Here is a 24,461-nt window from a genome sequence, read left to right as displayed (position 1 = left end):
TTATCATATGAGGCCTCCCCGCCCCGGTTGCCTCCTCCATGCGTCTGCGTTGTATCCGTGTCCTGCCTGTCGCAGTGGCGCTGTGCCTGTCCCCGCTCGCCGCGTCCGCGCAGGACGCCCCGTCCAGCGCGCCGACCGAGCTCGACACCGTCCGCGTCCTCGGCCGCGCGCAGAGCCTCTATCGTCGCGACGACGCGGCGGTGGGCACGCGCACCGATACACCGCTGTCGCAGGTACCGCAGTCGATCCAGGTGCTGCCCCGTGAGTTGATCGACGATCAGGCCGCGACCGACGTCACCGATCTCTACCGCAGCATCAGCGGCATCAGCTTCTTCAGCTATGCCGGCGTGACCCTGCGCGGCTTCCGGCAGGAAAACGTGCTCTACGACGGGCTGCGCGGCGATCCCTACGCCGGTTTCTCGGTGCCGCAGCTGTTCAACATCGAACGCGTGGAAGTGCTCAAGGGACCGGCCGGTGCGCTCTACGGCGGCGGCGAGCCGGGCGGCGTCATCAATTACGTCACCCGCAAGCCGCAGGCGCAGGCGCGCCGCCGGATCGAACTGGCCGCCGGTAACGCCGACTATGCGTCGGGCTCCTTCGAAGCCACCGGCGCGCTCGCGCCCGGCGTCCGCTACCGGCTGGGCCTGCATGCCGACGGCGACGCGGGCGTGCGCTGGAATGCGGACAGCGAAAGCCGGATCGGCGACGCCTCGGTGGCCTTCGACCTCGGACAGACCGGCGAGCTGACGCTGCAACTCACCGACATCACCCAGAACCTGGGCGGCAACCGCCTGCGCGGTGTGCCGGTGAACGATGCCGGCACGTTCCTGACCGATCGGCGCTGGAACCACAACGAGGCCACCGACTTCCTCGACATGGACGCGCGCGTGGCACTGGCGCAGTACCGCGCCTCGCCATCGACGGACTGGGATGTCGACCTGTCGGCGCGCTGGTTCGAGAACCGCGAACACCAGATCTATCACGAGCCGATGGGCCTGATCGACCGGAATGGCGACGGCGTCGCCGAGTGGATGACCCGTCAGCTGCGCAACCAGATCCGCGGCAACGAAGGTCTGACGGTGGCAGGCAACGCGGTCTGGCGGTTCACGACCGGCGCCGTGGGACACAAGCTGCTGTTCGGTGCGGATGCCTACCGGCTGGACGCGGACTTCGCCGCGCAGACCGCGAACAGCGCCGACCTCGCCAGCGCGCCGGGGCCGGTGCCGGGCATCGACCTGTTCGCGCCGGCCTACGGCCGCAGCGGCTGGTTCGACTACGGCCTCGACCGGCTGCCGTGGCGGACGACGCGGACGCGCGGGATGCGGTATGGCGGCTACGTGCAGGACGAGATCACCCTGGGCCCGCGCTGGAACGTGCTCGCCGGCCTGCGGTGGGACGGCTTCGACGACGAGGACCGGATCAGTGGCCGGTCGGCAGACGGCCAGGACGTGAGCTGGCGTCTGGGCAGCACCTACGCACTGACGGACGCCGTCAACACCTACGCCAACGTCGCCAGCGGATTCCTGCCCCAGGCCACCGCGAACCAGGATCCCGCGGCCGGCGGGCCCTTCGACGCCGAGCGCAGCCGGCAATGGGAAGCCGGTCTGAAGACCGAACTGGCCGGCGGTCGCATGACGCTCGGCACGGCGCTGTACCGCATCGAACGCAGCAACATCGTGCAGACGACCGGCGCCGTGGTGGACGGCGTGAACCAGCTCGCGCCATTGGGCCTGGTGCGCAGCGAAGGGCTGGAGCTCGATCTGCTGGCCGACGTCAACGCGCACTGGGTGCTCAACCTCGCCTACGCCTGGAACGACGCCCGGGTAATCGACGCCGGCAGCACCGGCATCGTCAACGCGTCCGGCGACCGCTTCGCCAACGCACCGCGCAACAAGCTGGGCCTGTGGTCGCGCCACGACCTGCCGGCGCTGTCGTCGGCGCTGGGCTTCGGCCTGGACTACACCGGCGAACGCGTCAGTCTCGACGGCCAGCGGGTCAAGCCCTACACCGTGTTCGACGTGAGCTGGCAGACGCACTGGCGGTCGTGGAAATTCCAGGCCAACGTCAAGAACGTCTTCGACAGGGTCTACGCCGCCAGCGGCTTCATCGCCCGCAACGGGCATTTCCCCGGCGAGCCGCGACGTCTGTACCTGCAGGCCGCCTACACGTTCTGACCGGCGCACGTGAGCACCCCGACCCTCGCCCGGCCGCGCACGGTCACCGCACCCGCGACGGGCGGTGGCGGACGCCGCCTGTGGTTCGACCTGCACAGCTGGATCGGTCTGAAGCTGTCGCTCTTCATGACGTTCGTCTGCCTCACCGGCACGCTGGCAACGGTGTCGCAGGAGATCGACTGGCTGGTGTTTCCCGAAGCGCGGGTCGTGCCCGGCGCGCAGCACGCCAGCTGGGGCGACATGACGGCGGCGGTGCAGCGTGCGTATCCGGACTGGACGCTCGAATCGCTGTCCGCGCCGCATGCATCGCGCTTCGCCGCGCGCGCGGTGATGCGGCTGCCCGAGGGCGGGCGCCGCTTCGTCTGGGTCGACCCCTACAACGGCCGCGTCACCGGCGACACGACCTGGTTCAACGCGCAGCGGATCCTGCGCAACACGCACCGGCACCTGATGCTGCCGCTGAAGATCGGCGTGCCGCTGGTGTCGGCCCTGTCGCTGCCGCTGCTGCTGACGCTGGTCAGCAGCCTGTACATCTACAAGCGCTGGTGGCGCGGCTTCTTCAGTCGGCCGCGTGCCGACAGGCCGCGGCGGCTGTGGGGCGATGTGCATCGGCTGGCGGGTGTCTGGAGCCTGTGGTTCATCGCATTGATCGCGCTGACCGGCGGCTGGTACCTGGTCGAATCACTCGGCGGCGGCGCCGGTCCGGCCGCCGACATCGCACTGCCGACGCCTGCGGTCGTGACCGCACCCGCCGATGCGGCGGCGATCGACCAAGCGGTCGCGGATATCGCACAGCGGTGGCCACAGCTGCGGATCCGCGGCCTGCACGACGTGAGCGCGCGCAGTCTGCTGCTCGACGGACAGGCGCAGGCCTGGCTGGTGCGCGATCGCGCGAATGCGGTCGGCTACGACCTGCAGGCGCGTGGCGTGACGGGCCAGCGCGACGGCCGGGACATGGGCATCCACCAGCGCATCGCCGAGATGGCGGACCCGCTGCACTTCGGCACCTTCGGCGGCTGGCCGGTGCGCTGGCTGTGGTGCGTGGCGGGCGCGCTGCTCACCACGCTGTGCGCCACCGGCGTCCATCTCTACGGCCTGCGCGTCACCGATGCCCTGCGCTCGGCGGCGCGTCGCCGGGGCGGCGCGGACGCCCTCCCGGGCAACACCTGGCGGCAGGCGTGGACCGGCATGGCGCGCTGGCGCTGGATCTGGGTGCCGCTGCTGTGCGTCTGGGTCTGGCTGCTGCTGGCCGCGCTGCGCGCCGCCTAGCGCGCGCGCCGCGAACGCAGGTAATGCGACACCATGCCGACCCAGTGCTCGAGGCGCTTGGCCATCGGCATCGGGGCCTGGAACAGCAGCCAGCTGTAGGCGCGCAGCTCCCAGAACGTCGGCGCGGGCTTGGTGCGGAACTCGGCCTTGGCCATGCGCAGCCAGCGCGGCGTGATGCCGGCCTGCTGGCGGTAGAACTCGAGCATGCGCTCGCTGCCGACGACGTGGCGGTACACGCGCAACGGCGACGGCCCGAAGGCTTTGAGCGCATTGCTGCCGTGTTCGCGGTGACCGACCAGCGTGTCGGACAGGTAGACCTTGTGCGCGCCGAGAATGTCGGCGCCGTAGACGATGCAGTCGTCCGGGCGTGAGAGCCAGTCGGCGGCGCGCTCGGGCGGCAGGGTCAGCAGGCGCGCCATCAAGGGGCTGCGCAGGCTCACCGCCGAGGTCGCTGCGCCCTGGAAGCGGTGGTAGTAGGCGTTGAGCAGGATCGACAGGCCGAGGTCGCGGTCCGGGCCGGGCTTGAACATGGTCTCGTCAAGATCGCCGAACAACTGCATGTTGGTGTAGACGAAATCAACTTCTGGGCGCGCGGCGTAAACGTCGACGATGCGCTGCAGGTAATCGGGATTCCAGCGGTCGTCTGAATCGAGCAACGCGACGATGTCACCGCGCGCCCGGGTAAATCCGGTGATCCAGGCCTGCAGCTGGCCGCCGTTGGCCTGTTCGATCAGCGTGATCTTCGGATGGTCGCCGTAGTGCCGGCGCAGCAGCTCGGGCGAGCCGTCTCGCGAGCCGTCGTCGACGATGATGATTTCCAGCGCGTTTTCCGTCTGCGCGAGCACCGATTCGATCGCCTCGACGACGAACGCGGCGTAGTTGTAGCTCGAGACGAGCACGCTGACGGTGGGTCGGATGGAGACGGTCATGGACATCGCGGCGACGCCGCGCATGCGGCGCCGGCATCATACCAACGCGCCCCGCCGCGCCCGGACGCCGCCCGCGTGATCGGCGACAATCGCGGCATGTCCAGCCCCGTACCCGCCGCTGCGCCCCTGCCGATCTCCGGCGTCGTCATCACCAAGAACGAGGGCGACCGCATCGGCCGCTGCCTCGATTCGATGCGCGGCCTGTGCGCCGAGCTGATCGTCGTCGATTCCGGCTCGACCGACGACACCGTCGCGGTCGCCACCGCGCACGGCGCGCGCGTGGTGCACCAGGACTGGCTGGGCTACGCGGCGCAGAAGACCTTCGCCAATACGCTGGCCGTACACGACTGGCTGCTGCTGCTCGACGCCGACGAATGGCTGTCGCCGGGCACCGACGCGACGATCCGCACGCTGTTCGCGGACGGGCGTATCGAGACCGCCGATGCGTGGCTGCTGACCCGCCGCAACTGGTTCCTCGGCCATCGCCTGCGCGGCGGCGAGCCGATGGAGCGGCTGGTCCGCGCGGGCTGGCGTTACCTGCCCTCGCAGGTGCACGAACGCCCGGATCTCGAAGGCAAGACGGTCGCGAAGCTCGACGCCGACTTCGAGCACGACACCTCGCGCAGCCACGCCGAGCACGTCACCAAACTGTCGAAGTACGCCACGCTGTGGGCGCAGCAGCGGCGCGATGCGGGCAAGCGTGCCCACGCACTCGACGGCCCGCTGCACGCGGCCGCGTATCTGCTCAAGCAGTACCTGCTGCGCGGCGCCGTTCTCGACGGCGCGCCGGGCTGGCGTTTCCACAAGGCGCAGGCCGCCTATGTACTCGAGAAATACCGGCACCTGCGCGCGCTGTCCTGAGCGACCGGCCTGCACACTCCATTTTTTAGGAGCGCACACGTACCCCGCCCCTGGCTCGGTCTCAGGCCTTCGGGCCGTGCACCAGCCCGTACTCGGTCCACGTCAGCCGCCCGGCCTTCACCGCATCGCGGATCGCCTGGTTGGCCGCCTTCATTTCCGGCTTCACGTAACCGCGCGCGTGGTCGAGGTGGATGCACACCGCCGAGAACCGGATCTGCTTGCCGGTGACACCGGCATTCGCGAGCCGCTCGCCGAGCTCGAGGTCCTCGCCGCCGTAGGTCATGCGCTCGTCGAACCCGTTGACGCGCACGAGGTCCGCCTTCCAGCCCGAGGCGTTGTTGCCGGCCCAGCGCGGCGTCGTCGGCGTTGTCGCATTGAGCACGCGCTCGCGCCAGCCGGGGCGCGCCCAGAGCTTGAGCGAACGCTTCTTGCGCGGCAGGCCGTTGGCCTTGAGCCAGTCGAGATCGGTATGCAGGCCGCGCGCGATGACATCCCGGTCGATCTTCAGGCTCAGGTCCATCGGCAGCTTGCAGTAGCCGCCGCCGAGATACCGGCCCGGCTCGCGCAGGCGCAGATGCTGGCTGACGAAATCTGCGCGCGGCACGCAGTCGCCGTCGGAGACGATCAGATACTCGGCACGCGCGGCCTCGATGCCGCGGTTGAGGATCGTGCACTTCCGGAAGCCCGCGTCCTCGTGCCAGACATGCCGCAGCGGGAACGGCAGCGTCGGCGCCATGCGTTCGATCAGCGCGCCCACGGCCGGTCCCGATCCATCGTCGGTGACGATGACTTCGAAATCGCTGCGGTCCTGGTGCGCATACCCCCACAGACACCGCTGCAGCCAGTCGGCGTTGTTGTAGGCGCTGATGATCAGGCTGGCGGCGGGCGTCTGCATGCCGGGGATTCTAGCGAGCGCCGCGCGCTCAGCGCAGGCGCGTCAGCCGCGCGTAGAAGAAACCGTCCATGCCCGATTCGCCTGGCAGCCGCTGATGGCCGGCGCCGGTGTCGCGACCGAAGCGCTCGTCGAGCGGCGCGAGGCTGAAGTCCGCATGGCGCGCGAGGAAGGCGTCGACCTGGGCGGCGTTCTCGCGTCGCAGGATGGAACAGGTCGCGTAGAGCAGCGTGCCGCCCGGCGCGACGACCGCGGCCAGCGCATCGAGCAGCTGCGCCTGCAGATGAGCCAGCGCCTCGAGATCCCTGGGCTTGCGGTGCAGCAGTACGTCGGGCTGGCGGCGCACGATGCCGGTCGCCGAACACGGGGCGTCCAGCAGCACGGCATCGAACGGCGTGCCGTCCCACCAGCGCGCGACCTCGAGCGCATCGGCCGTGCGCACACGCGTCTGTGCGCCGAGGCCCAGTCGCTGGAAGGTCTGTTCGATCCGCGCGACGCGCGGCGCGGCGATGTCGATCGCCAGCAGCTGCAGTGCAGGATCGCGTTCGAGCAGATGCGCGCTCTTGCCGCCGGGCGCGGCGCAGGCATCGAGCACGCGCGCGCCGGCCGCCGGCCTCAGCGCATCGGCGACGCGCTGCGCGGCCCCATCCTGGATGGACACGTCGCCGTTGGCGAAGCCCGGCAAGGCATCGACCGGCACCGGCGTCGCGAGCCGCAACGCGTCGGACATTTCATCCGGCACGTCGGCCGGCAGGCCCGACTGCACCAGGCGCGTGTAGTAGGCATCGCGCGTGCCGCGACGCGTGTTGACGCGCAGCCACTGCGGCGCCGCGGCAGCGCTGGCGGTGAGGATCGCCTCGACGTCCTGCGGCCAGTCGGCGCGCACTTCGGCGAGCAGCCACGCCGGCCATGCGGCATCGGCGGCAGCGGCGGGCAGACCGTCCTTCTGCGCGCGTCGCAGCAGCGCATTGACCAGGTTGGCCTGATGCGCACGGCCCAGCAAGCGCGCGGCATCGACGGTGGCGTTGAGCGCGGCGTGCGCCGGCAGCCCCATCGGGTCGAGCTGGGCGAAGCCGGCGTAGAGCAGCGCGCGCAGCGGCGCATCGCGCGCGCCGGGCGGACGCGGCATCCAGCGCGACAGTGCCGCGGCATAGCGCCCCTGGTGGCGCACGGCCGCGAAGGCCATCGCTTCGACCAGCGCGCGGTCGCGCACGTCGTCGATGCCCGCGAGGGCCGTGGACAGTTCGGCCTTCAGCGAACGCCCGTGATGCAGCACCGCGTCGATGACGCGGGCCGCCGCCAGTCGCGCCTGCGCGCCGTTGTCCACGTCAGGCGCCCGCGCCGCGCAGGTCGCTGCGCGCGTTGAGGTAGTCGGCGACGTCGATCGCGCGGCCGCCGGCACGTTGCACGCGCTGCAGACGCAGCGCGCCTTCGCCGCAGGCGATCACGATGCCCGCGCGACCGGCGGCCAGCACGCTGCCCGGCGCCCGGCCGTGCACCAGCGGCGCGAGGCTCGCGCCATGGATGCGCAGGCGCTCGCCGGCGACATCCGCTTCCGCCACCGGCCAGGGAGTGAACGCACGCACGGTGTCGGCGAGTTCGCGCGCCGGGCGTGTCCAGTCCAGCCGCGCCTCGGCCTTGTCGAGCTTGTGCGCATAGGTGACGCCGACGTCGGGTTGGGCCGCCGGTCCGAGCTGCATGCCGGCGCGCAACAGGCCGAGGCCGTCGCCCAGAACCTGGGCGCCCAGCGCGGCAAGACGGTCGTGCAGGCTGCCACCGGTGTCGTCGGGCGTGATCGGGGTGGCCTGGCGCAGCAGCACCGGGCCGGTATCGAGCCCCTTCTCCATCTGCATCAGGCAGACGCCAGTCTCGGTGTCGCCGGCCTGGATGGCGCGCTGGATCGGCGCGGCACCACGCCAGCGCGGCAGCAGCGAGGCATGCACGTTCCAGCAGCCGTACTTCGGAATGTCCAGCACCGATTGCGGTAACAGCAGGCCGTAGGCGACGACGATCATCAGGTCCGGTTCGAGCGCACGCAGCGTGTCGAGCACCTCGGCGCCCTTCAGGCGTTCGGGCTGGTGGACGGTCAGCCCGCGCTCGAGCGCCATCTGCTTGACCGGCGAGGCGGTCAGCGCGCGGCCACGGCCGGCGGGGCGGTCGGGCTGGGTGTAGACGGCGACCACTTCATGGCGCGCATCGGCCGCGAGCAGCGAGGGCACGGCGAAATCCGGCGTACCGGCGAAGACGAGTTTCATAAGCGTGGTGTCCTGGAAGGCGTACTGCCTCGGCGTGACGCGGTGACGGCGCGCGCTGACGCGGCGCGCGCCGTCGGATCCATCGGCGCCGCGCGCGGCGATCGACTCAGCCGCGCTCGTCCTTGCGCAGCTTCTCGAGCTTCTTCAGCGCGCGGTCGCGCTTGAGCGGCGACAGGTAATCGATGAACAGCTTGCCGTCGAGATGGTCGATCTCGTGCAGCACGCAGGTCGCCAGCAGGCCGTCGACGCTGAGTTCGAACGGCTTGCCGTGACGATCGAGCGCGGTCACGGTGATCCCGTCGGCGCGGGTCACGTCGGCGAATATCCCCGGGATCGACAGGCAGCCTTCGGTGTGGACGCGCAGATCCGCCGAGCTGTCGCGGATTTCCGGATTCACGAACACCAGCGGCTGGTCGCGCCCTTCGGTCACGTCGATGACCATGAAGCGCTCGTGCGTGTCGATCTGCGTCGCAGCCAGGCCGATGCCGGGTGCTTCGTACATGGTCTGGAACATGTCGTCGAGCAGGCGCTGGAACGCCGGATCGGCGAACCGGTCGGCCGCGACCGGCTCGGCCAGTTTGCGCAGACGGGAGTGGGGGTATTCGAGGATCTCGAGCAGGGCCATGGGGTCGAAGAGCGAACGCGGTCACAGCCGCAGGGAGGACGCACGCATTGTAACGTGTCGCGCACTTGCGTCCGCGCGGACCTTTCAGGCTATATTGCGCCGCTGCAAGGGGAAAAATCCAAGGGGAGCAGGTAGATGGCCGGCACGCTTCAACGCCTTTCAAGGTCGTTCCGCACGGGCTGCGCCGTCGCGTTGCTGACTGTCACCACGTTCGCAGCTGCCCAGCAGATGCGCGGCGATCATCCAGAGACCTATGTCGTGGTCCGCGGCGACACCCTCTGGGGCATCGCCGGCCGGTTCCTCGACAAGCCGTGGCTGTGGCCGGAAATCTGGCAGGCCAATCCGCAGATCGCGAATCCGCATCTGATCTACCCGGGCGACGTGATCAGCCTGGCGTATCTCAACCGCGTGACGATGCGTCCGGGCCCGCGCCCGGTCGACGCCGCGCCGATCAACGCGATTCCGCTGTCGGACGTCGAGCCGTTCCTCAAGAACCGCCGCATCGTGTTCGACTTCGACACCCTGCCGCACGTGCTCGGTTACGAGGATGGCCGTCTGCGCGGCAGCGTCGACCGCAACATCTACGTCAAGGGTCTGGAGAACGCGCGACCGGGCGACCGTTACGCCGTACTGCGCGCCGCCACCGAGTTCTACGGGGCGCGGCGTTCGCGTGACCTCGACTTCCGCGGCGCCCGCATCCCGGGCGAAAGCAACCTGTGGGCACAGACCCAGCCCAGGTCGCGCCAGCAGGATGCCTTCCTCGGTTACGAGATGGTGCAGATGGGCGTGGGCACGGTGGTGCACGGTCCGACCGCGGAAAGCGACACCGCCGCGCTGGCCCTGGACAACGACGGCTACGAGGCCCGTGCCGGCGACCGCGTCGTACCGGTGAATCCGCAGCCCTACGACCTGCAGTTCTTCCCGCACCCGCCGTCGGCCGATGCGCTTTCGGCCGATGCCCGCGTGATCGGCGTCGCCGACATGCTGGTCACCGGCGGCCCGCGCGATGTCATCGCGATTTCGGCCGGCCACCAGAACGGCGTCGACAACGGCACCGTGTTCTCGGTCTGGCGCACCGGTTCGCACGTCGTCGACCGGGTGAACCATCCCAACACGTCGCGCATCACCGACTCGCCGAACGCGGGCACGCGTCGTGACCGTCTGCCCGACGAGTACGCCGCGCACGCGATGGTCTTCCTGACCTTCGACTTCGTCAGCTACGCGCTGGTGATGGAAGGCGAGAAGCCGGCCGGTGTCGGCTACACGCTCAAGCATCCCGACGCCGAACAGTAAGGGCCGGCCCGCGCTGCGGGCTTTCCCGACGGCATCAGACGACGGCACCTTCGGGTGCCGTTTTCATGTGCGGCCTACGCTGCCTGCATGGATGACGATGCCGATCTGCACGCGCTGCTGCGCCTGATCCACGCCGGCGGTGCCGCGGCCCCGCGCCGCCGCCTGCTCGACCATGCCGACGGCCCGGCCGCCGCGCTGGCAGGCGGCGCTCCGGCCTGGCGCGACGCCGGTCTCGACGCCGCGCAACGCGCGGCGCTGTCCGGGTCGGCCGCGGTCGTGGACGAGTGGCGGCGATGGCAGGCCGACGCGCCCACCCGCCATGTCATCGGCTGGCACGATCCCGACTATCCCCCACTGCTCAGGCGCATGCAGGCACCGCCCCTGGCGCTGTTCGTCGAGGGAGACCCCTGCCGCCTGTGGCGCGCCGGCGTGGCCGTGGTCGGCAGCCGCGCCCCGACGGCAGGCGGGCGCGACAACGCGGCGCTGTTCGCGCGCCGGTTCGTGCACGACGGCCTGTCCGTCGTCAGTGGTCTGGCGAGTGGCATCGACGCGGCCGCGCACACCGCGGCCCTCGATGCCGGTGGCGAGACCGTCGCCGTACTCGGCAGCGGCATCGATGTGCCCTACCCGCGCTCGAACCTGCGCCTGCACGCGCGCATCGTCGAGGCGGGCACCGTGGCCAGCGAGTATCCACCCGGCACGCCAGCACGGCGCGAGCAGTTTCCCAGCCGCAACCGCATCGTCGCCGGCCTCGCGCTCGGCACCCTCGTGGTCGAGGCCGCGCAGCGCTCGGGCGCGTTGATCACCGCGCGGCTGGCCGCGGACGCCGGCCGCGAGGTCTTCGCGATTCCCGGCTCGATCCACAACCCGATGGCCCGCGGCTGCCACCGCCTGCTGCGCGACGGCGCGACCCTGGTCGAGGCACCAGAAGAGGTGACCGGCGCCCTGTCGGCGATCGCCGGCGACCTGGCCGATGCCTTGCACGCGCGGCTCGGCGCCCCCATCCAGAGCGTCGAGACGATACTGAACACGGCTGACGGCGGTGCCGCACCCCGGTCCGACAGCGGCGACCCGGACTACAACCGGTTGTGGAAAGCCCTCGGGCATGACCCAACCGGTATGGATGAACTAGTCGCGCGCAGCGGATTGACGGTCGCCCGGGCCTCGGCCATGCTGCTGTCCATGGAGCTGGATGGACGTGTGGCCCTGCTGCACGGTCGGTATTCCCGAAAGTCCTGACACGACGCGCCCAAGGGCGCAGGCCGAGGGGAAATGAAAGAAAGCATCCTGGATGTGCTGCTGTACCTGTTCGAACACTATTTCACCGAGGATGCGGACCTCGTCCGTGATCGCGATTCCCTCCAGAGCGGCCTGCTCCAGGCCGGTTTCAGTCCCGCGGAAGTCAGCAAGGCCTTCGACTGGCTCGACGCCTTGGCCGACCAGCGTCCGGCCGTGCCGGCGGTGCGTGCCGACGGCCCGACCCGCGTGTTCTCCGGCCCGGAGCTCGACCGCCTGGACGTCGACTGCCGTGGCTTTCTGATGTTCCTGGAACAGCACGGCGTGCTCGATGCCGACCAGCGCGAGCTGGTGCTGGACCGGGCGATGGCGCTCGATCAGGACGAGCTGGATCTCGACGATCTGAAGTGGGTCGTGCTGATGGTGCTGTTCAACCAGCCCGGCAGCGAAGCGGCCTATGCCTGGATGGAAACCCAGATGTTCGCCGACGAGCCCGAGCCCGTGCACTGACGCACCGTCGCGTGCGAAGACGACACCGACAGGCGCCCACCCGGGCGCCTGTCGCGTTTGAGTGGCTTGGGCCGCCCGGCGCGCGGTTGTAGGATGAACACGGGGGAGTGGCCGACATCCGGCCCGGCAGGATCACCGATGGCGGACACCTGGTTCCATGCGACGCCCGACGGCGGGCGCACCGGCCCGATGCGGGCCGACGATCTGGTGCGCCTGTTGCAGGCGGGCCGCATCCACGCCGCGACGCCCGTCTGGCGCGACGGCATGGCCGACTGGGCGCCGCTGGCGTCGATGGCGTCCCAGCTCGGTCTTCCTCCGGTGCCGCCGCCCCTGCCTCGCGCCGCCATGCCGGCGCCGCCGCGCCGCGGTCTGCACTGGATCTGGATCGTCGCTCTCGTGCTCGCCGGCCTGGCCGTGCCGGTGCTGGGAATCCTCACGGCGATCGCGGTGCCGGCCTATGCCGACTATCGCGCGCGATCCGGCGTGCTCGAGGTGGCCGCCAACGCAACGCCGCTGCAGCTGACGGTGCAGGCCGCACGGCTCGAGGGTCGCCCCTGCCCGATCACCACGTCCAGCCGCGTGCCCGGCGCCGATCGCGCTGCGTTCTCCAGCGTCGAGGTCGATGCCGCGCGCGCCGGCCTGCTTGCCCACCCGCGCGTCGCCGATGTGCTGACGACGCAGGACACCCTGGACCCGGGTGCGCGTTCCGTCGCGGCCGGCGACCGCTGCGGGATCGTCATCCGGCTGCAGGGATTCGACCATGTCGCGATCGATGGCGAGACGCTGACCTGGTGGCTGGATCCCGCCGCCGGCCAGTGGACCTGCAGCGGCACCGTCGCGCGACGCTTTCTGCCGGCCACGTGCCGGACCTGACACCTGACGTGCCGGCGCCGCCGCACGCAGCTGGATGCAACGATCGAAAAGGACCCGTTTCCGATGACCGAGTGGTACTACGCCGACACCACCAACACCCGCCAGGGACCGATCACGACGCCCGCGCTCCTGCAGTTGCGCCAGCAGGGCACGCTGGGCGACGACACGCTGCTGTGGCGCGACGGACTGGAGGCCTGGACGCCGCTGCGCGCGCTGGCGCACGAACTGGGCGTCGCCGGTCCGGACGCACCGGACGCACCCGCGACCGTATCGGGAGATGCGGCTGGGGCACCGCCCGGCGCGTCATCGCACGCATCCGCGGCCCCGCTGGATGCCGTCGACGCCGCCTGGCGGACGGACGATGACGCCTCCGATGCCACATCGCCCTATACGCCGCCGGTCGCGCCCGTGGTGCGAGCGGCGACCGTCGTCCAGGGCGGCGAGGTGGTGGACGCCGGTTTCCTCAAGCGCGCCGCCGCTCTGCTGATCGACTCGCTGCTGCTCACCGCCGTCTACTACGCGATCATCCTCGTGGCGGTGCTGCTGTTCGGCCTGGGCGGCGCGCTCGGCCAGCTCGGCAGCGGCGCGCCGGATTTCGGTATCGGCACCGTCGTGCTGATGGTCGCGGTCTACCTGTCCTGGCCGCTGATCAGCGCGGTGTATTTCGTGACGATGGAATCGTCCGCGCGCCAGGCGACGCTGGGCAAGATGGCGGTGGGCATCAAGGTGGTCGACCTGGACGGCACCCGCATGACCCGCGCCCGCGCACTCGGGCGCTGGGCGTCGCATCTGCTCAACTATCTGACGCTCTACATCGGCTATCTGGTCACGCTGTTCACCCAGCGCAAGCAGGGTCTGCACGACATGGTGGCCAGCACCTACGTCGTCGACCAGTGGGCGTACACCGAGCATCCCGAATACCAGCAGCGCACACTCGGCACCGTGGCCACGGTGGTCCTCGTGATCTGGGGCGTTCTGATCCTGCTGGGCGTGGGCTTCGTCGTCCTCGCCGGCATTGCCGCGGCGTTCTGATCCAGCGCACGCCGCGCCAGGCGTGCCGCGCTTCCCAACCACCCAACACAGGGACGTTCCCCGATGCACGACTGGTACTACGCCGACGCACGCAACACCCGCCATGGCCCGGTGACCGGGGACGCGCTGCGCCAGCTCCGCGACGACGGCATCGTCGGCGACGACACCCTCGTCTGGCGCGACGGCATGGCCGACTGGCAGCCGTTCCGGACGCTGGCTCAGGCCTTCGGAATCGCGCGCGCCCCGGGGCTCGAGGCCTGGGCACTGGAACCGGTGGCGCCCGCCGTCGACGCGTCCGCGCCTGCGGATCCCGACGCCGGCTGGCGGCCGGTGACGGACATCACCGGCACCGGCACGGCGGGTTCGCCCTATGCACCGCCGACGGCCAACGTGGCCCGGGCGGACGCCGTGACCCGAGGCGGAGACGTGGTGCTGGCCGGCTTCCGCAAGCGTCTGGCGGCCTATGCCATCGATGCCCTGCTGCTGGGCATCGCCAGTGCGCTGGTCGGCGGGCTGATCTACGAACTGCTCGGCGTCGGGGGCTTCGGTCGGGGCATCTGGATGGAACAGATCGTCGTCAACACGGTGTCGCTGGTGCTCTCGACGCTGTATTTCGCCTGGTTCCACGCCGCCTACGCCATGGCGACGCCCGGCAAGATGGCCGTGGGCATCAAGGTGGTGCGTCTCGACGGCGCGCGGATCTCGTTCGGGCGCGGCGTCGGCCGCTACCTCGCGACCATCCTCAGCAGCCTGATCCTGATGATCGGCTTCCTGATGGCCGCGTTTACCCAGCGCAAGCAGGCGCTGCACGACATGGTCTGTGACACCCTGGTGGTCGATCGGTGGGCGTTCACCGACCAGCCGGACCGGCAGCGTCGCGATCTGGGGACGGTGACGGTGGTGGTCCTCGTGCTCCTCGGCATCCTGGTCGGCCTGGGCCTGCTGCTGTTCGCGCTGCTCGGAATCGCCGCCTTTTCCTGACCGGCAGCCACGGCGGCGCTTGACAGGCCACCCCGCCCGTGATTCCACTATAAAAGCAACCGACGCCCGGGGCCCGTCCCCGGGCGTCGTCATCTTCACCTTTTGTGTTGGGCCGCCCTCGGGCGTGCCCCGGACCCGCCGACATGGCCAAGCACCTCCTCATCGTCGAATCGCCCGCCAAGGCCAAGACGATCAACAAGTATCTCGGCAAGGATTTCCACGTCCTCGCCTCCTACGGTCATGTGCGCGACCTGATCCCGAAGGAAGGCGCGGTCGATCCCACGCAGAACTTCGCGATGCGCTACGACCTGATCGAGAAGAACGAGAAGCACGTCGAGGCGATCGCCAAGGCCGCCAAGGGCGCCGACGACATCTATCTGGCGACCGACCCGGACCGCGAGGGCGAAGCGATCAGCTGGCACATCGCGGAAATTCTGAAAGAGCGCGGCCTGCTCGAGAACAAGACCCTGCAGCGCGTGGTGTTCACCGAGATCACCCCGCGTGCGATCAAGGAAGCGATGCTCAAGCCGCGGTCGATCGCGGGCGATCTGGTCGATGCGCAGCAGGCGCGTCGCGCGCTCGACTACCTCGTCGGCTTCAACCTGTCGCCGGTGCTGTGGCGCAAGGTGCAGCGTGGCCTGTCGGCCGGCCGCGTGCAGTCGCCGGCGCTGCGCATGATCGTCGAGCGCGAGGAAGAGATCGAAGCCTTCATCGCGCGCGAGTACTGGTCGATCGACGCCGCGTGCGCGCACCAGGTGCAGCCGTTCACCGCGCGCCTGACCAAGCTCGACGGACAGAAGTTCGAACAGTTCACCGTCACCGACGGCGACACCGCCGAGGCCGCGCGCAGCCGCATCCAGGCCGCCGCGCAGGGTGCGCTGCACGTCACCGACGTCGGCGCCAAGGAGCGCAAGCGTCGCCCGGCCGCGCCGTTCACCACGTCCACGCTGCAGCAGGAAGGCGCGCGCAAGCTCGGCTTCACCACGCGCAAGACCATGCAGGTCGCGCAGAAGCTCTACGAGGGCATCTCGCTGGGCGACGAGGGCACGGTCGGCCTGATCACCTACATGCGTACCGACTCGGTCAGCCTGTCGCAGGATGCCATCAGCGAAATCCGCGACGTGATCGCGCGCGACTACGGCACCAGCTCGCTGCCCGACCAGCCGAACACCTACCAGACCAAATCCAAGAACGCGCAGGAAGCGCATGAGGCCGTGCGCCCGACGTCCGCGCTGCACACGCCGGCGCAGGTCGCGCGCTTCCTCACCGACGACGAGCGCCGCCTCTACGAGCTGATCTGGAAGCGCGCCGTGGCCTCGCAGATGATTCCAGCGACGCTCAATACCGTGTCGGTGGATCTCGCGGCCGGCAGCGAGCACAGCTTCCGCGCCAGCGGCACCACGGTCGTCGTGCCCGGCTTCCTCGCCGTCTACGAGGAAGGCAAGGACACCAAGGGCAAGGACGACGAGGACGAAGGCCGCAAGCTGCCGCAGATGAAGACGGGCGACCGCGTGCCGCTCGACCGCATCATCGCCGAACAGCACTTCACCCAGCCGCCGCCGCGCTTCACCGAAGCGGCGCTGGTCAAGGCGCTCGAAGAATACGGCATCGGCCGGCCGTCGACCTACGCCTCGATCATCCAGACGCTGCAGTTCCGCAAGTACGTCGAGATGGAAGGCCGCAGCTTCCGCCCGAGCGACGTGGGTCGCGCGGTGTCGAAGTTCCTGTCCAGCCACTTCACCCGGTACGTGGACTACGACTTCACCGCCAAGCTCGAGGACGATCTCGATGCGGTGAGCCGCGGCGAGGAGGACTGGATCCCGCTGATGGAGAAGTTCTGGGGTCCGTTCAAGGAACTCGTCGACGACAAGTCGGAATCGGTCGACCGCAACGAGGCGACGGGCGCGCGCGAGCTCGGCACCGATCCCAAGACCGGCAAGCCGGTCAGCGTGCGCCTGGGCCGTTTCGGGCCGTACGCCGCCATCGGCAGCACGGCCGAGGACGCCGAGGACAAGCCCAAGTTCGCGTCGCTGCGTCCGGGCCAGAGCATGCACACGATCTCGCTCGAGGACGCGCTGGAGCTGTTCCTGCTGCCGCGCATCCTCGGCCAGGACAAGGGCGATGACGTGAGCGTCGGCATCGGCCGCTTCGGCGCATTCGCCAAGCGCGGCAGCGTCTACGCGTCGCTGAAGAAGGAAGACGACCCGTACAAGGTCGACCTGGCGCGCGCGGTGTTCCTGATCGAAGAGAAGGAAGAAATCGCGCGCAACCGGATCATCAAGGAGTTCCCGGACAGCGACATCCAGGTGCTCAACGGCCGCTTCGGCCCCTACATCAGCGACGGCAAGCTCAACGGCAAGATCCCCAAGGATCGCGAGCCGGCGTCGCTGACCTTCGATGACGTGACGAAGCTGCTCGAGGAAACCGGCAAGCCGGTGCGCAAGGGCTTCGGCAAGAAGGCACCGGCGAAGAAGGTCGCGGCGAAGAAAGCACCGGCCGAGAAGAAGCCGGCTGCCAAGAAGGCCGCAACCAAGAAGGCACCTGCAAAGAAGGCCGCCAAGAAGACCGCGAAAAAGGCGACCAAGAAGACCGCCAAGTCGGCCGCGCCTGCGGTCGAACCGGCCAAGCCGCTGCTGACCGCATCCAAGGTCACGCCGGGCAAGAAGCGGGTGGTCAAGGCCGGCAGCGATACGCCGGTCACGGACGACGCGCCGTTCTGATCCGTCGCGCATGACCGCGCCCGTGCTCGACATCCCCGCCGCCGCCGCGCTGCTCGCGCGCGGCGGTGTGCTCGCCTATCCCACCGAAGGCGTGTGGGGCCTGGGCTGCGATCCTTTCGATCGCGATGCGGTCGAGCGCCTGCTCGACATCAAGCAGCGGCCGGTCGACAAGGGTGTGATCCTGATCGCCGGCGCATGTGCGCAGCTCGATGCGATCGTCGACTGGACGCGCCTCCCGGACGCCGCGCGCGACCGCGTGACCGGCAGCTGGCCGGGGCCCAATACCTGGGTGATGCCCGCGCGCGCGGATGTGCCCGGCTGGATCACCGGCGCCCATGCCAGCGTCGCGGTCCGCGTCAGCGCGCACGCCGATGTCGTGGCGCTGTGCGCGGCCTTCGGCGGCGCGCTGGTCTCCTCCAGCGCCAACCTCACCGGCGAACCCGCGGTCGCCGAACGCGACGCGCTCGACATTCGATTGCGCGCACGCGTCGACGGCATTCTCGACGGCAGGACCGGTGGCCGCACAGGGCCGTCGACCATCCGTGATGCACTGACCGGCGATCTCGTCCGGGCCTGACCTGCGGCCGCGTCGCGGCCGAAATGCCACCACGAGGCGCGTCCGCCGCATCGACGTCGTGCATGTGCGGGGCGCTGACTCCGCTGCACGTTCGCGCGTGCGCAGCGAGTGTCCTGCGGTTGCATCCGCAACTGAAATCACGGCGAAAACCGGGTTGTCGCACTGCACAAACTGTGCTCTAGTCGAGACCCGGTGTGGACGCGTTGTCGCGATGCAAGGACCTTGGCGCTCCGATCCCCGCGCCGGCCCTGCACCCCTCCACGGACTGCGATGACGACGATGCGGGAACTCCCGGATCGGGGTCTGTACGACCCCGCTGACGAACGCGACGCCTGCGGCTTCGGCCTGATTTCGACGATCGGCGGTGACGCCTCGCGCGGAATCGTCGATGGCGCGCTGCAGGCGCTGTCGCGCATGGCGCACCGTGGCGGCATCGCCCCGGACGGTCTTTCGGGCGACGGCTGCGGGGTGCTGCTCTACGCCGCCGATGCGTTCGTCGACACGCTCGCCGCCGAGGCCGGATTCGAATTCGCAGGCGCACGCCGGGCCGCCGGCATGGTGTTCCTGCCGCACGCGGCCGACGGCGCCGCGCACTGCCGCGAAACGCTCACCCGGCTGCTGGGCGACGTCGACGTGCGCGTCGCCGGCTGGCGCGAAGTGCCGCTCGACGATGCCGCGCTCGGCGCACTTGCGCGCAGTTCGATGCCGCGTATCGAACAGGTGTTCGTGACCGCCGATGGCGACGACGCACAGGCCTTCGAACGCGCGCTCTATCTCGCCCGTCGCCGCGCCGAACAGGCATTGCGCGAACACGAAGCGTTCTACGTCGTCGGCCTGACCCCCGGCCTGCTCGGTTACAAGGGCATGGTGTTGCCGAGCCACCTGACCCGGCTGTTTCCGGACCTCGGGCGCGAAGATCTCGCGGCCAAGACCGTCGTGTTCCATCAGCGCTTCTCGACCAATACGCTACCGCGCTGGCCGCTGGCGCATCCGTTCCGGCGCCTGGCGCACAACGGCGAGATCAACAGCATCGAGGGCAACCGGCGCTGGGCGCAGGCGCGTCGCGGCGTGTGGGCGTCGCCGCAGCTCGACATCGGCGAGTTCGACGAGACCGTGACCATGCACGGCTCCGATTCGCAGACGCTCGACAACATGCTCGAGTGGATGCTGCTCGGCGGCATGGACCTGCTGCAGGCGATGCGCATCCTGATGCCGCCGGCCACGCAGTCGCTGGAATACAAGGACGCCGATCTCGCCGCGTTCTACGAGTACTACGCGATCAACTCCGAGCCGTGGGACGGCCCGGCCGGCGTGGTGATGTGCGACGGCCGCCATGCCGCGTGCACACTCGACCGCAACGGTCTGCGCCCCGCGCGCTGGACACTGTCGCGCGACGGCATCTTCGTGATCGCCTCCGAGGCCGGCATCTGGGACGTTGCGCCCGAGCGCGTCCAGGCCAAGGGCAAGCTTGGCCCGGGCGAGATGATCGCGATCGACCTGACCACCGGCACGCTGCTCGACAACGATGCGATCGACGCGGTCAACCGCGCGCGCGCGCCATACAAGCAGTGGCTCAAGCGCGGCATGAGCTATCTGCACACCGAACTGATCGACCCGGCGCTCGCCGCCGAACCGTTCGCGCCCGACACCCTGCTCGCGTTCCAGAAGCTGTTCCAGCTCACGCGCGAGGAACAGGAGTCGGTGCTGCGGCCACTGGCCGAGACCGAGCAGGAAGGCATCGGCTCGATGGGCGACGACGTGCCGATGGCGGCGATCAGCCAGCGCGTGCGTCCGCTCTACGACTGTTTCCGCCAGGCGTTCGCCCAGGTCACCAATCCGCCGATCGATCCGCTGCGCGAAGGCGCGGTCATGACGCTGTCCACGCAGATCGGCCGCGAGGGCAACATCTTTCTCGACCGCGCCGAGAACGTGCACCACGTACTGCTGAACTCGCCGGTGCTCTCGCAGCGCAAGCTGCGCCAGCTGCTGGCACTGCCGCGCTTCGCCGAATCCAACCGGCTGCTGGACCTGTACTTCGACGCCGACACCGAAACGCTCGAAGGCGCGCTGCACCGCCTGTGCGCCGAGGCCGAAGCCGCGACCCGCGCGGGCGTCGAGATCCTGCTGCTCAGCGACCGGTACCCGAAGCGCGGCACCGTGCCCGTGCACGCGCTGCTGGCGACCGGCGCAATCCATCTGCATCTGGTGCGCACCGGACTGCGCTGCGACGTCAATCTGCTGATCGAAACCGGTACCGCGCGCGACCCGCACCATTTCGCCTGCCTGATCGGATTCGGCGCGACGGCCGTCTACCCCTATCTCGCGTTCCAGACGCTGCATGCGCTGGGCCGCCGCGGCGTGCTGGCGACCAAGGTCGGCAACGAACATCTGCAGCTCGGCCGCAGCTACCGCCGCGGCATCCGCAAGGGCCTGCTGAAGATCATGTCCAAGATGGGCATCGGCAGCATCGCCAGCTATCGCGGCGCGCAGCTGTTCGAGATCGTCGGCCTTGCGCCCGAAGTCGTCGACCTGTGCTTCGAAGCGACGCCGTCGCGCATCGGCGGCGCCGGCTTCGCGCGCCTCGAAGCCGACGCGCGCCATCTCGCCGAACAGGGCTGGGACGATGCCGCGCTGCCCGAGCCGGGCGGCCTGCTGCACTATGTGCACGGCGGCGAGTACCACCAGTTCAATCCGGACGTGGTGACCTCGCTGCAGCGTGCCGTGCTGACCGGGACGCGCGAGGACTGGAAGCGGTATTCGGATTTCGTCGACACACGGCCTGCGGCTGCGCTGCGCGATCTGCTGCGCCCGAAGGCCGCGACACCGATTTCGATCGACGAGGTGGAGCCGGTCGCGTCGATCGTGCGCCGCTTCGATTCGGCGGCGATGAGCCTCGGCGCGTTGTCGCCTGAAGCGCACGAAGCGCTGGCGATTGCGATGAACCGTCTGGGCGGGCGCAGCAATTCCGGCGAAGGGGGCGAGGATCCCGAGCGTTACGGGTCCGAGCGCCGCAGCAAGATCAAGCAGATCGCATCGGGCCGCTTCGGCGTCACGCCGGAATACCTGATCAATGCCGAAGTGCTGCAGATCAAGGTCGCGCAGGGCGCCAAGCCCGGCGAAGGCGGCCAGCTGCCCGGCAGCAAGGTCAATCCGCTGATCGCGCGCCTGCGTTACGCCAAGCCCGGCATCGGCCTGATTTCGCCGCCGCCGCATCACGACATCTATTCGATCGAGGACCTCGCGCAGCTGATCTTCGATCTGCGCCAGGTCAACCCCGACGCGCTGATCTCGGTCAAGCTGGTCAGTCACGCGGGCGTCGGCACGATCGCTGCCGGCGTGGTCAAGGCCGGCGCGGATCTGATCACGATTTCCGGCCATGACGGCGGCACCGGCGCCAGCCCGCTGGGTTCGATCCGCTACGCCGGCGCCCCCTGGGAACTGGGTCTTTCGGAAGCGCGCCAGGCGCTGCAGTTCAACGACATGCGCGGCCAGGTGCTGCTGCAGACCGACGGCGGCCTGAAGACCGGCCTCGACGTCATCAAGGCCGCGCTGCTCGGCGCCGACACGTTCGGCTTCGGCACCGCGCCGATGATCGCGCTGGGCTGCAAGTACCTGCGCATCTGCCACCTCAACAACTGCGCGACCGGCGTGGCCACGCAGGACGAGCGCCTGCGCGCGAACCACTACAAGGGTCTGCCCGAGCGCGTGGAGACGTTCTTCCGCAACGTCGCCGAGGACGTGCGCGAACATCTGGCCGCGCTCGGCGTGCGTTCGCTGGGCGAGATCACCGGCCGCACCGATCTGCTCGAACAGCACCTGCGCCACACTCGCGACGCGGTCGACATCGACCTGTCGATGCTGCTGCGCCGCGATCCGGACAAGCCGCTGTCCTACTGCGGCACGCCGGCGCTGCAGGCGCCGCCCGATGGCCTGGCCGCGGCGCTGGAGGCGCGCGTGTCGAAGGCGATCGAACGCGGCGAAGGCGGCACGTTCGACTTCGAGATCCGCAACACCGACCGCAGCATCGGCACGCGCCTGTCGGGCCTGATCGCACGCCACCACGGCAATACCGCGATGGGCGATCGCCCGGTCACGCTGCGTCTGCGCGGCACGGCCGGCCAGAGTCTCGGTGCGTTCAACGCCGGCGGCCTGCAGATCGATCTCGAAGGCGACGCCAACGACTACGTCGGCAAGGGCATGGCCGGCGGTCGCATCGTGCTGCGCCCGCCCGCGGGCAGCGTGTTCGAATCCCGCGATACGCCGATCCTCGGCAACACCTGTCTGTACGGCGCGACCGGCGGCGAAGTCTATGCCGCGGGCCGCGCGGGCGAACGCTTCGGCGTGCGCAACTCGGGCGCAGTCGCGGTCATCGAAGGCGCCGGCGATCACTGCTGCGAATACATGACCGGCGGCGCGGTCGCGGTGCTCGGCCGCATCGGCCTGAACTTCGGCGCCGGCTTCACCGGCGGCATCGCCTACGTGCTCGATCTCGATCGCGATTTCGTCGACCGCTACAACCACGAGCTGATCGACATCCTGCGCGTCACGCCCGAGGCCTTCGACAACTACCGCTCGCACCTGCGCGATCTGATCGAGACCCACGCACGCCTGACCGGCAGCGCATGGAGCGGTCGCATCCTCGACGAGTTCCGCGATTTCGTCGGCAAGTTCTGGCTGGTCAAGCCGAAGGCCGCGAGTCTCGAAGCACTCGCCGAAGATCTGAGGAGAGCTGCGTGATGAAGCGCGACGTGTTCCGGTTCTTGAACGAACCGCGCGAGATGCCCGACAAGGTGCCGCTCACCCTGCGCACCGATGGCGACTGGAACGAGCTCTACGGCAGCTTCGAGGCCCGCGAAGCCGCGCATCAGGCCGATCGATGTCTCGACTGCGGCAATCCGTACTGCGAAGCCAAGTGCCCGGTGCACAACTACATTCCGAACTGGCTCAAACTTGTGCAGGAAGGCCGCGTGCTCGAAGCCGCGGCACTGTGCCACGAGACCAATCCGCTACCCGAGATGTGCGGCCGCGTGTGCCCGCAGGACCGGTTGTGCGAAGGGGCGTGCACGCTCGACGACGGATTCGGTGCGGTGACCATCGGCGCGGTCGAGAAGTACATCGTCGACACCGCGTTCGCGCAGGGCTGGCGACCGGATCTGTCGAAGGTCGTGGCCACCGGCCAGCGTGTGGCGGTGATCGGCGCCGGGCCTGCGGGCCTGTCGTGCGCGGACCGGCTCGCGCGCGCCGGCATCCAGGCCGTCGTCTTCGATCGTTACGAGCAGATCGGCGGCCTGCTGCAGTTCGGCATCCCGAGTTTCAAGCTCGACAAGTCGGTGATTGCAACGCGCCGCACCGTGCTCGAAGGCATGGGCGTGGAATTCCGCCTCGGCGTCGAGATCGGGCGCGACGTGCAGATGGAGGCGCTGCTCGAGGAGTTCGACGCGGTGTTCGTCGGCACCGGCGCCTATCGCTACACCGATGGTGGCCTGCCCGGACAGGATCTGCCCGGCGTGCTGCCGGCACTGCCCTTCCTCGTGCACAACGGCCGCATCGTCACCGGCGGCGACACCTGGGGCCGTCCGGTCGCCGGCTGGGAAACCACGCTCACGTTGCCGAACCTCGAAGGCCAGCGCGTCGTCGTGCTCGGCGGCGGCGACACCGGCATGGACTGCGTGCGTTCGGCCGTGCGCCTCGGCGCGGCCAGCGTGACCTGCGCCTATCGCCGCGACGAGGCCAACATGCCCGGGTCGGCGCGCGAGGTCGGCAACGCACGCGAGGAAGGCGTGCGCTTCCTGTTCAACCGCCAGCCGCTGGGCGTGGACGCCAATGCGGCCGGCGATGTGGCTGGCGTACGCGTGGTCGAAACGGAGCTCGGCGAGCCCGACGCCAACGGCCGCCGCGCCGCGGTGCCGATCGACGGCACGGAATCGCTGCTCGACGCCGACGTGGTGATCATCGCGTTCGGCTTCTCGCCGGTGGTGCCGGAGTGGCTGACCACGCATGGCGTGGAGTCCAAAGGAAACGGTCGCATCGGCGTCGGCGGCGAACGTCGCCTGCCCTACCAGACCGCACACCCGAAACTGTTCGCCGGTGGCGATGCGGTGCGCGGCGCCGATCTCGTCGTCACCGCCGTGCAGGAAGGCCGCGACGCTGCAGCCAGCATCGCGCGCATGCTGCGCAAGGCCGCGCGACCGGCTGGCGCGGCGCTCGACGCCGCCTGACGCCTGCGCGCCGCTG

The 24,461-nt window shown here is 69.7% G+C and carries 18 protein-coding genes; 13 read left to right on the top strand and 5 right to left on the bottom strand.

Annotation, left to right across the window (positions count from 1 at the left end):
- Positions 1-38: 38 nt before the first annotated feature.
- Positions 39-2,174 carry a TonB-dependent receptor gene (locus tag CURTO8I2_RS00870; RefSeq protein ID WP_159677879.1) on the top strand — a complete coding sequence of 712 codons (2,136 nt, stop codon included), beginning with the start codon at positions 39-41 and terminating at the stop codon, positions 2,172-2,174.
- Positions 2,175-2,183: 9 nt separating this feature from the next.
- A complete protein-coding gene (locus tag CURTO8I2_RS00865; RefSeq protein ID WP_236550960.1) occupies positions 2,184-3,443 on the top strand; it encodes a PepSY-associated TM helix domain-containing protein in 1,260 nt (419 codons plus the stop codon).
- Here CURTO8I2_RS00865 and CURTO8I2_RS00860 read toward each other — a convergent pair.
- The gene (locus tag CURTO8I2_RS00860; RefSeq protein WP_159677877.1) at positions 3,440-4,372 is read right to left on the bottom strand and encodes a glycosyltransferase family 2 protein; all 933 of its coding nucleotides are present in this window, start codon (positions 4,370-4,372) and stop codon (positions 3,440-3,442) included. The two genes, CURTO8I2_RS00865 and CURTO8I2_RS00860, sit on opposite strands and share 4 nt — an antisense overlap.
- 96 nt (positions 4,373-4,468) lie before the next feature.
- On the opposite strand from CURTO8I2_RS00860, the gene CURTO8I2_RS00855 reads away from it, so the two are divergent.
- Positions 4,469-5,233, top strand: coding sequence for a glycosyltransferase family 2 protein (locus tag CURTO8I2_RS00855; protein WP_159677875.1), 765 nt, complete (start codon positions 4,469-4,471; stop codon positions 5,231-5,233).
- A gap of 61 nt (positions 5,234-5,294) precedes the next feature.
- Here CURTO8I2_RS00855 and CURTO8I2_RS00850 read toward each other — a convergent pair whose 3' ends face one another.
- The 4 genes from CURTO8I2_RS00850 to def all read right to left on the bottom strand — a co-directional run bounded on the left by CURTO8I2_RS00850 (position 5,295) and on the right by def (position 9,005).
- Complete coding sequence (locus CURTO8I2_RS00850; RefSeq protein WP_159677873.1) at positions 5,295-6,128, bottom strand: glycosyltransferase family 2 protein; 834 nt, start codon at positions 6,126-6,128, stop codon at positions 5,295-5,297.
- Between the two features lie 28 nt (positions 6,129-6,156).
- Positions 6,157-7,452: a 16S rRNA (cytosine(967)-C(5))-methyltransferase RsmB gene (gene rsmB / locus CURTO8I2_RS00845; RefSeq protein ID WP_159677871.1), complete on the bottom strand. Its 1,296-nt coding sequence runs from the start codon at positions 7,450-7,452 to the stop codon at positions 6,157-6,159.
- A gap of 1 nt (position 7,453) precedes the next feature.
- The gene (gene fmt / locus CURTO8I2_RS00840; RefSeq protein WP_159677869.1) at positions 7,454-8,380 is read right to left on the bottom strand and encodes a methionyl-tRNA formyltransferase; all 927 of its coding nucleotides are present in this window, start codon (positions 8,378-8,380) and stop codon (positions 7,454-7,456) included.
- 106 nt (positions 8,381-8,486) lie between these two features.
- Positions 8,487-9,005: a peptide deformylase gene (gene def, locus CURTO8I2_RS00835; RefSeq protein ID WP_159677867.1), complete on the bottom strand. Its 519-nt coding sequence runs from the start codon at positions 9,003-9,005 to the stop codon at positions 8,487-8,489.
- Between the two features lie 135 nt (positions 9,006-9,140).
- Here def and CURTO8I2_RS00830 point away from each other — a divergent pair, with 135 nt between their 5' ends.
- The 10 genes from CURTO8I2_RS00830 (at position 9,141) to CURTO8I2_RS00785 (ending at position 24,445) form a co-directional block, all read left to right on the top strand.
- Positions 9,141-10,298, top strand: a complete 1,158-nt coding sequence (locus tag CURTO8I2_RS00830; RefSeq protein WP_159677866.1) for a LysM peptidoglycan-binding domain-containing protein — start codon at positions 9,141-9,143, stop codon at positions 10,296-10,298.
- An 87-nt stretch (positions 10,299-10,385) separates the two neighbouring features.
- Positions 10,386-11,537, top strand: coding sequence for a DNA-processing protein DprA (gene dprA, locus CURTO8I2_RS00825; RefSeq protein ID WP_159677864.1), 1,152 nt, complete (start codon positions 10,386-10,388; stop codon positions 11,535-11,537).
- Between the two features lie 33 nt (positions 11,538-11,570).
- Entirely contained in the window at positions 11,571-12,044 is a 474-nt protein-coding gene (locus CURTO8I2_RS00820; protein WP_159677862.1) for a DUF494 family protein, read from the top strand.
- A gap of 138 nt (positions 12,045-12,182) precedes the next feature.
- Positions 12,183-12,917, top strand: coding sequence for a pilin (locus CURTO8I2_RS00815; protein ID WP_159677861.1), 735 nt, complete (start codon positions 12,183-12,185; stop codon positions 12,915-12,917).
- 63 nt (positions 12,918-12,980) lie between these two features.
- Positions 12,981-13,949, top strand: coding sequence for an RDD family protein (locus CURTO8I2_RS00810; protein WP_159677859.1), 969 nt, complete (start codon positions 12,981-12,983; stop codon positions 13,947-13,949).
- A 63-nt stretch (positions 13,950-14,012) separates the two neighbouring features.
- Complete coding sequence (locus tag CURTO8I2_RS00805; RefSeq protein ID WP_159677857.1) at positions 14,013-14,930, top strand: RDD family protein; 918 nt, start codon at positions 14,013-14,015, stop codon at positions 14,928-14,930.
- Between the two features lie 143 nt (positions 14,931-15,073).
- A complete protein-coding gene (locus CURTO8I2_RS00800; protein ID WP_159677856.1) occupies positions 15,074-17,650 on the top strand; it encodes a DNA topoisomerase I in 2,577 nt (858 codons plus the stop codon).
- A gap of 10 nt (positions 17,651-17,660) precedes the next feature.
- Positions 17,661-18,227 (top strand): Sua5/YciO/YrdC/YwlC family protein, encoded by a 567-nt coding sequence (locus tag CURTO8I2_RS00795; protein WP_159677854.1) that lies wholly within the window; start codon positions 17,661-17,663, stop codon positions 18,225-18,227.
- Between the two features lie 270 nt (positions 18,228-18,497).
- Positions 18,498-22,964: a glutamate synthase large subunit gene (gene gltB / locus CURTO8I2_RS00790; protein ID WP_236550959.1), complete on the top strand. Its 4,467-nt coding sequence runs from the start codon at positions 18,498-18,500 to the stop codon at positions 22,962-22,964.
- Positions 22,961-24,445 (top strand): FAD-dependent oxidoreductase, encoded by a 1,485-nt coding sequence (locus tag CURTO8I2_RS00785; protein WP_159677853.1) that lies wholly within the window; start codon positions 22,961-22,963, stop codon positions 24,443-24,445. Before gltB ends, CURTO8I2_RS00785 begins: the two co-directional genes overlap by 4 nt.
- The last annotated feature ends 16 nt before the right edge of the window (positions 24,446-24,461 follow it).

This window comes from Luteimonas sp. 9C (assembly GCF_902506295.1).
Classification (GTDB): Bacteria; Pseudomonadota; Gammaproteobacteria; order Xanthomonadales; family Xanthomonadaceae; genus Luteimonas.
This window is presented reverse-complemented; position numbering and strand designations above follow the sequence as displayed.

What these genes read in the sequence shown, in the direction of transcription:
- def (WP_159677867.1), bottom strand. Translation starts at nt 9,005, where the DNA reads ATGGCCCTGCTCGAGATCCTCGAATACCCCCACTCCCGTCTGCGCAAA.
- CURTO8I2_RS00820 (WP_159677862.1), top strand. Translation starts at nt 11,571, where the DNA reads ATGAAAGAAAGCATCCTGGATGTGCTGCTGTACCTGTTCGAACACTAT.
- fmt (WP_159677869.1), bottom strand. Translation starts at nt 8,380, where the DNA reads ATGAAACTCGTCTTCGCCGGTACGCCGGATTTCGCCGTGCCCTCGCTG.
- CURTO8I2_RS00850 (WP_159677873.1), bottom strand. Translation starts at nt 6,128, where the DNA reads ATGCAGACGCCCGCCGCCAGCCTGATCATCAGCGCCTACAACAACGCC.
- CURTO8I2_RS00805 (WP_159677857.1), top strand. Translation starts at nt 14,013, where the DNA reads ATGCACGACTGGTACTACGCCGACGCACGCAACACCCGCCATGGCCCG.
- CURTO8I2_RS00815 (WP_159677861.1), top strand. Translation starts at nt 12,183, where the DNA reads ATGGCGGACACCTGGTTCCATGCGACGCCCGACGGCGGGCGCACCGGC.
- CURTO8I2_RS00830 (WP_159677866.1), top strand. Translation starts at nt 9,141, where the DNA reads ATGGCCGGCACGCTTCAACGCCTTTCAAGGTCGTTCCGCACGGGCTGC.
- CURTO8I2_RS00810 (WP_159677859.1), top strand. Translation starts at nt 12,981, where the DNA reads ATGACCGAGTGGTACTACGCCGACACCACCAACACCCGCCAGGGACCG.
- CURTO8I2_RS00795 (WP_159677854.1), top strand. Translation starts at nt 17,661, where the DNA reads ATGACCGCGCCCGTGCTCGACATCCCCGCCGCCGCCGCGCTGCTCGCG.
- CURTO8I2_RS00855 (WP_159677875.1), top strand. Translation starts at nt 4,469, where the DNA reads ATGTCCAGCCCCGTACCCGCCGCTGCGCCCCTGCCGATCTCCGGCGTC.
- gltB (WP_236550959.1), top strand. Translation starts at nt 18,498, where the DNA reads ATGACGACGATGCGGGAACTCCCGGATCGGGGTCTGTACGACCCCGCT.
- CURTO8I2_RS00800 (WP_159677856.1), top strand. Translation starts at nt 15,074, where the DNA reads ATGGCCAAGCACCTCCTCATCGTCGAATCGCCCGCCAAGGCCAAGACG.
- dprA (WP_159677864.1), top strand. Translation starts at nt 10,386, where the DNA reads ATGGATGACGATGCCGATCTGCACGCGCTGCTGCGCCTGATCCACGCC.
- CURTO8I2_RS00870 (WP_159677879.1), top strand. Translation starts at nt 39, where the DNA reads ATGCGTCTGCGTTGTATCCGTGTCCTGCCTGTCGCAGTGGCGCTGTGC.
- CURTO8I2_RS00860 (WP_159677877.1), bottom strand. Translation starts at nt 4,372, where the DNA reads ATGACCGTCTCCATCCGACCCACCGTCAGCGTGCTCGTCTCGAGCTAC.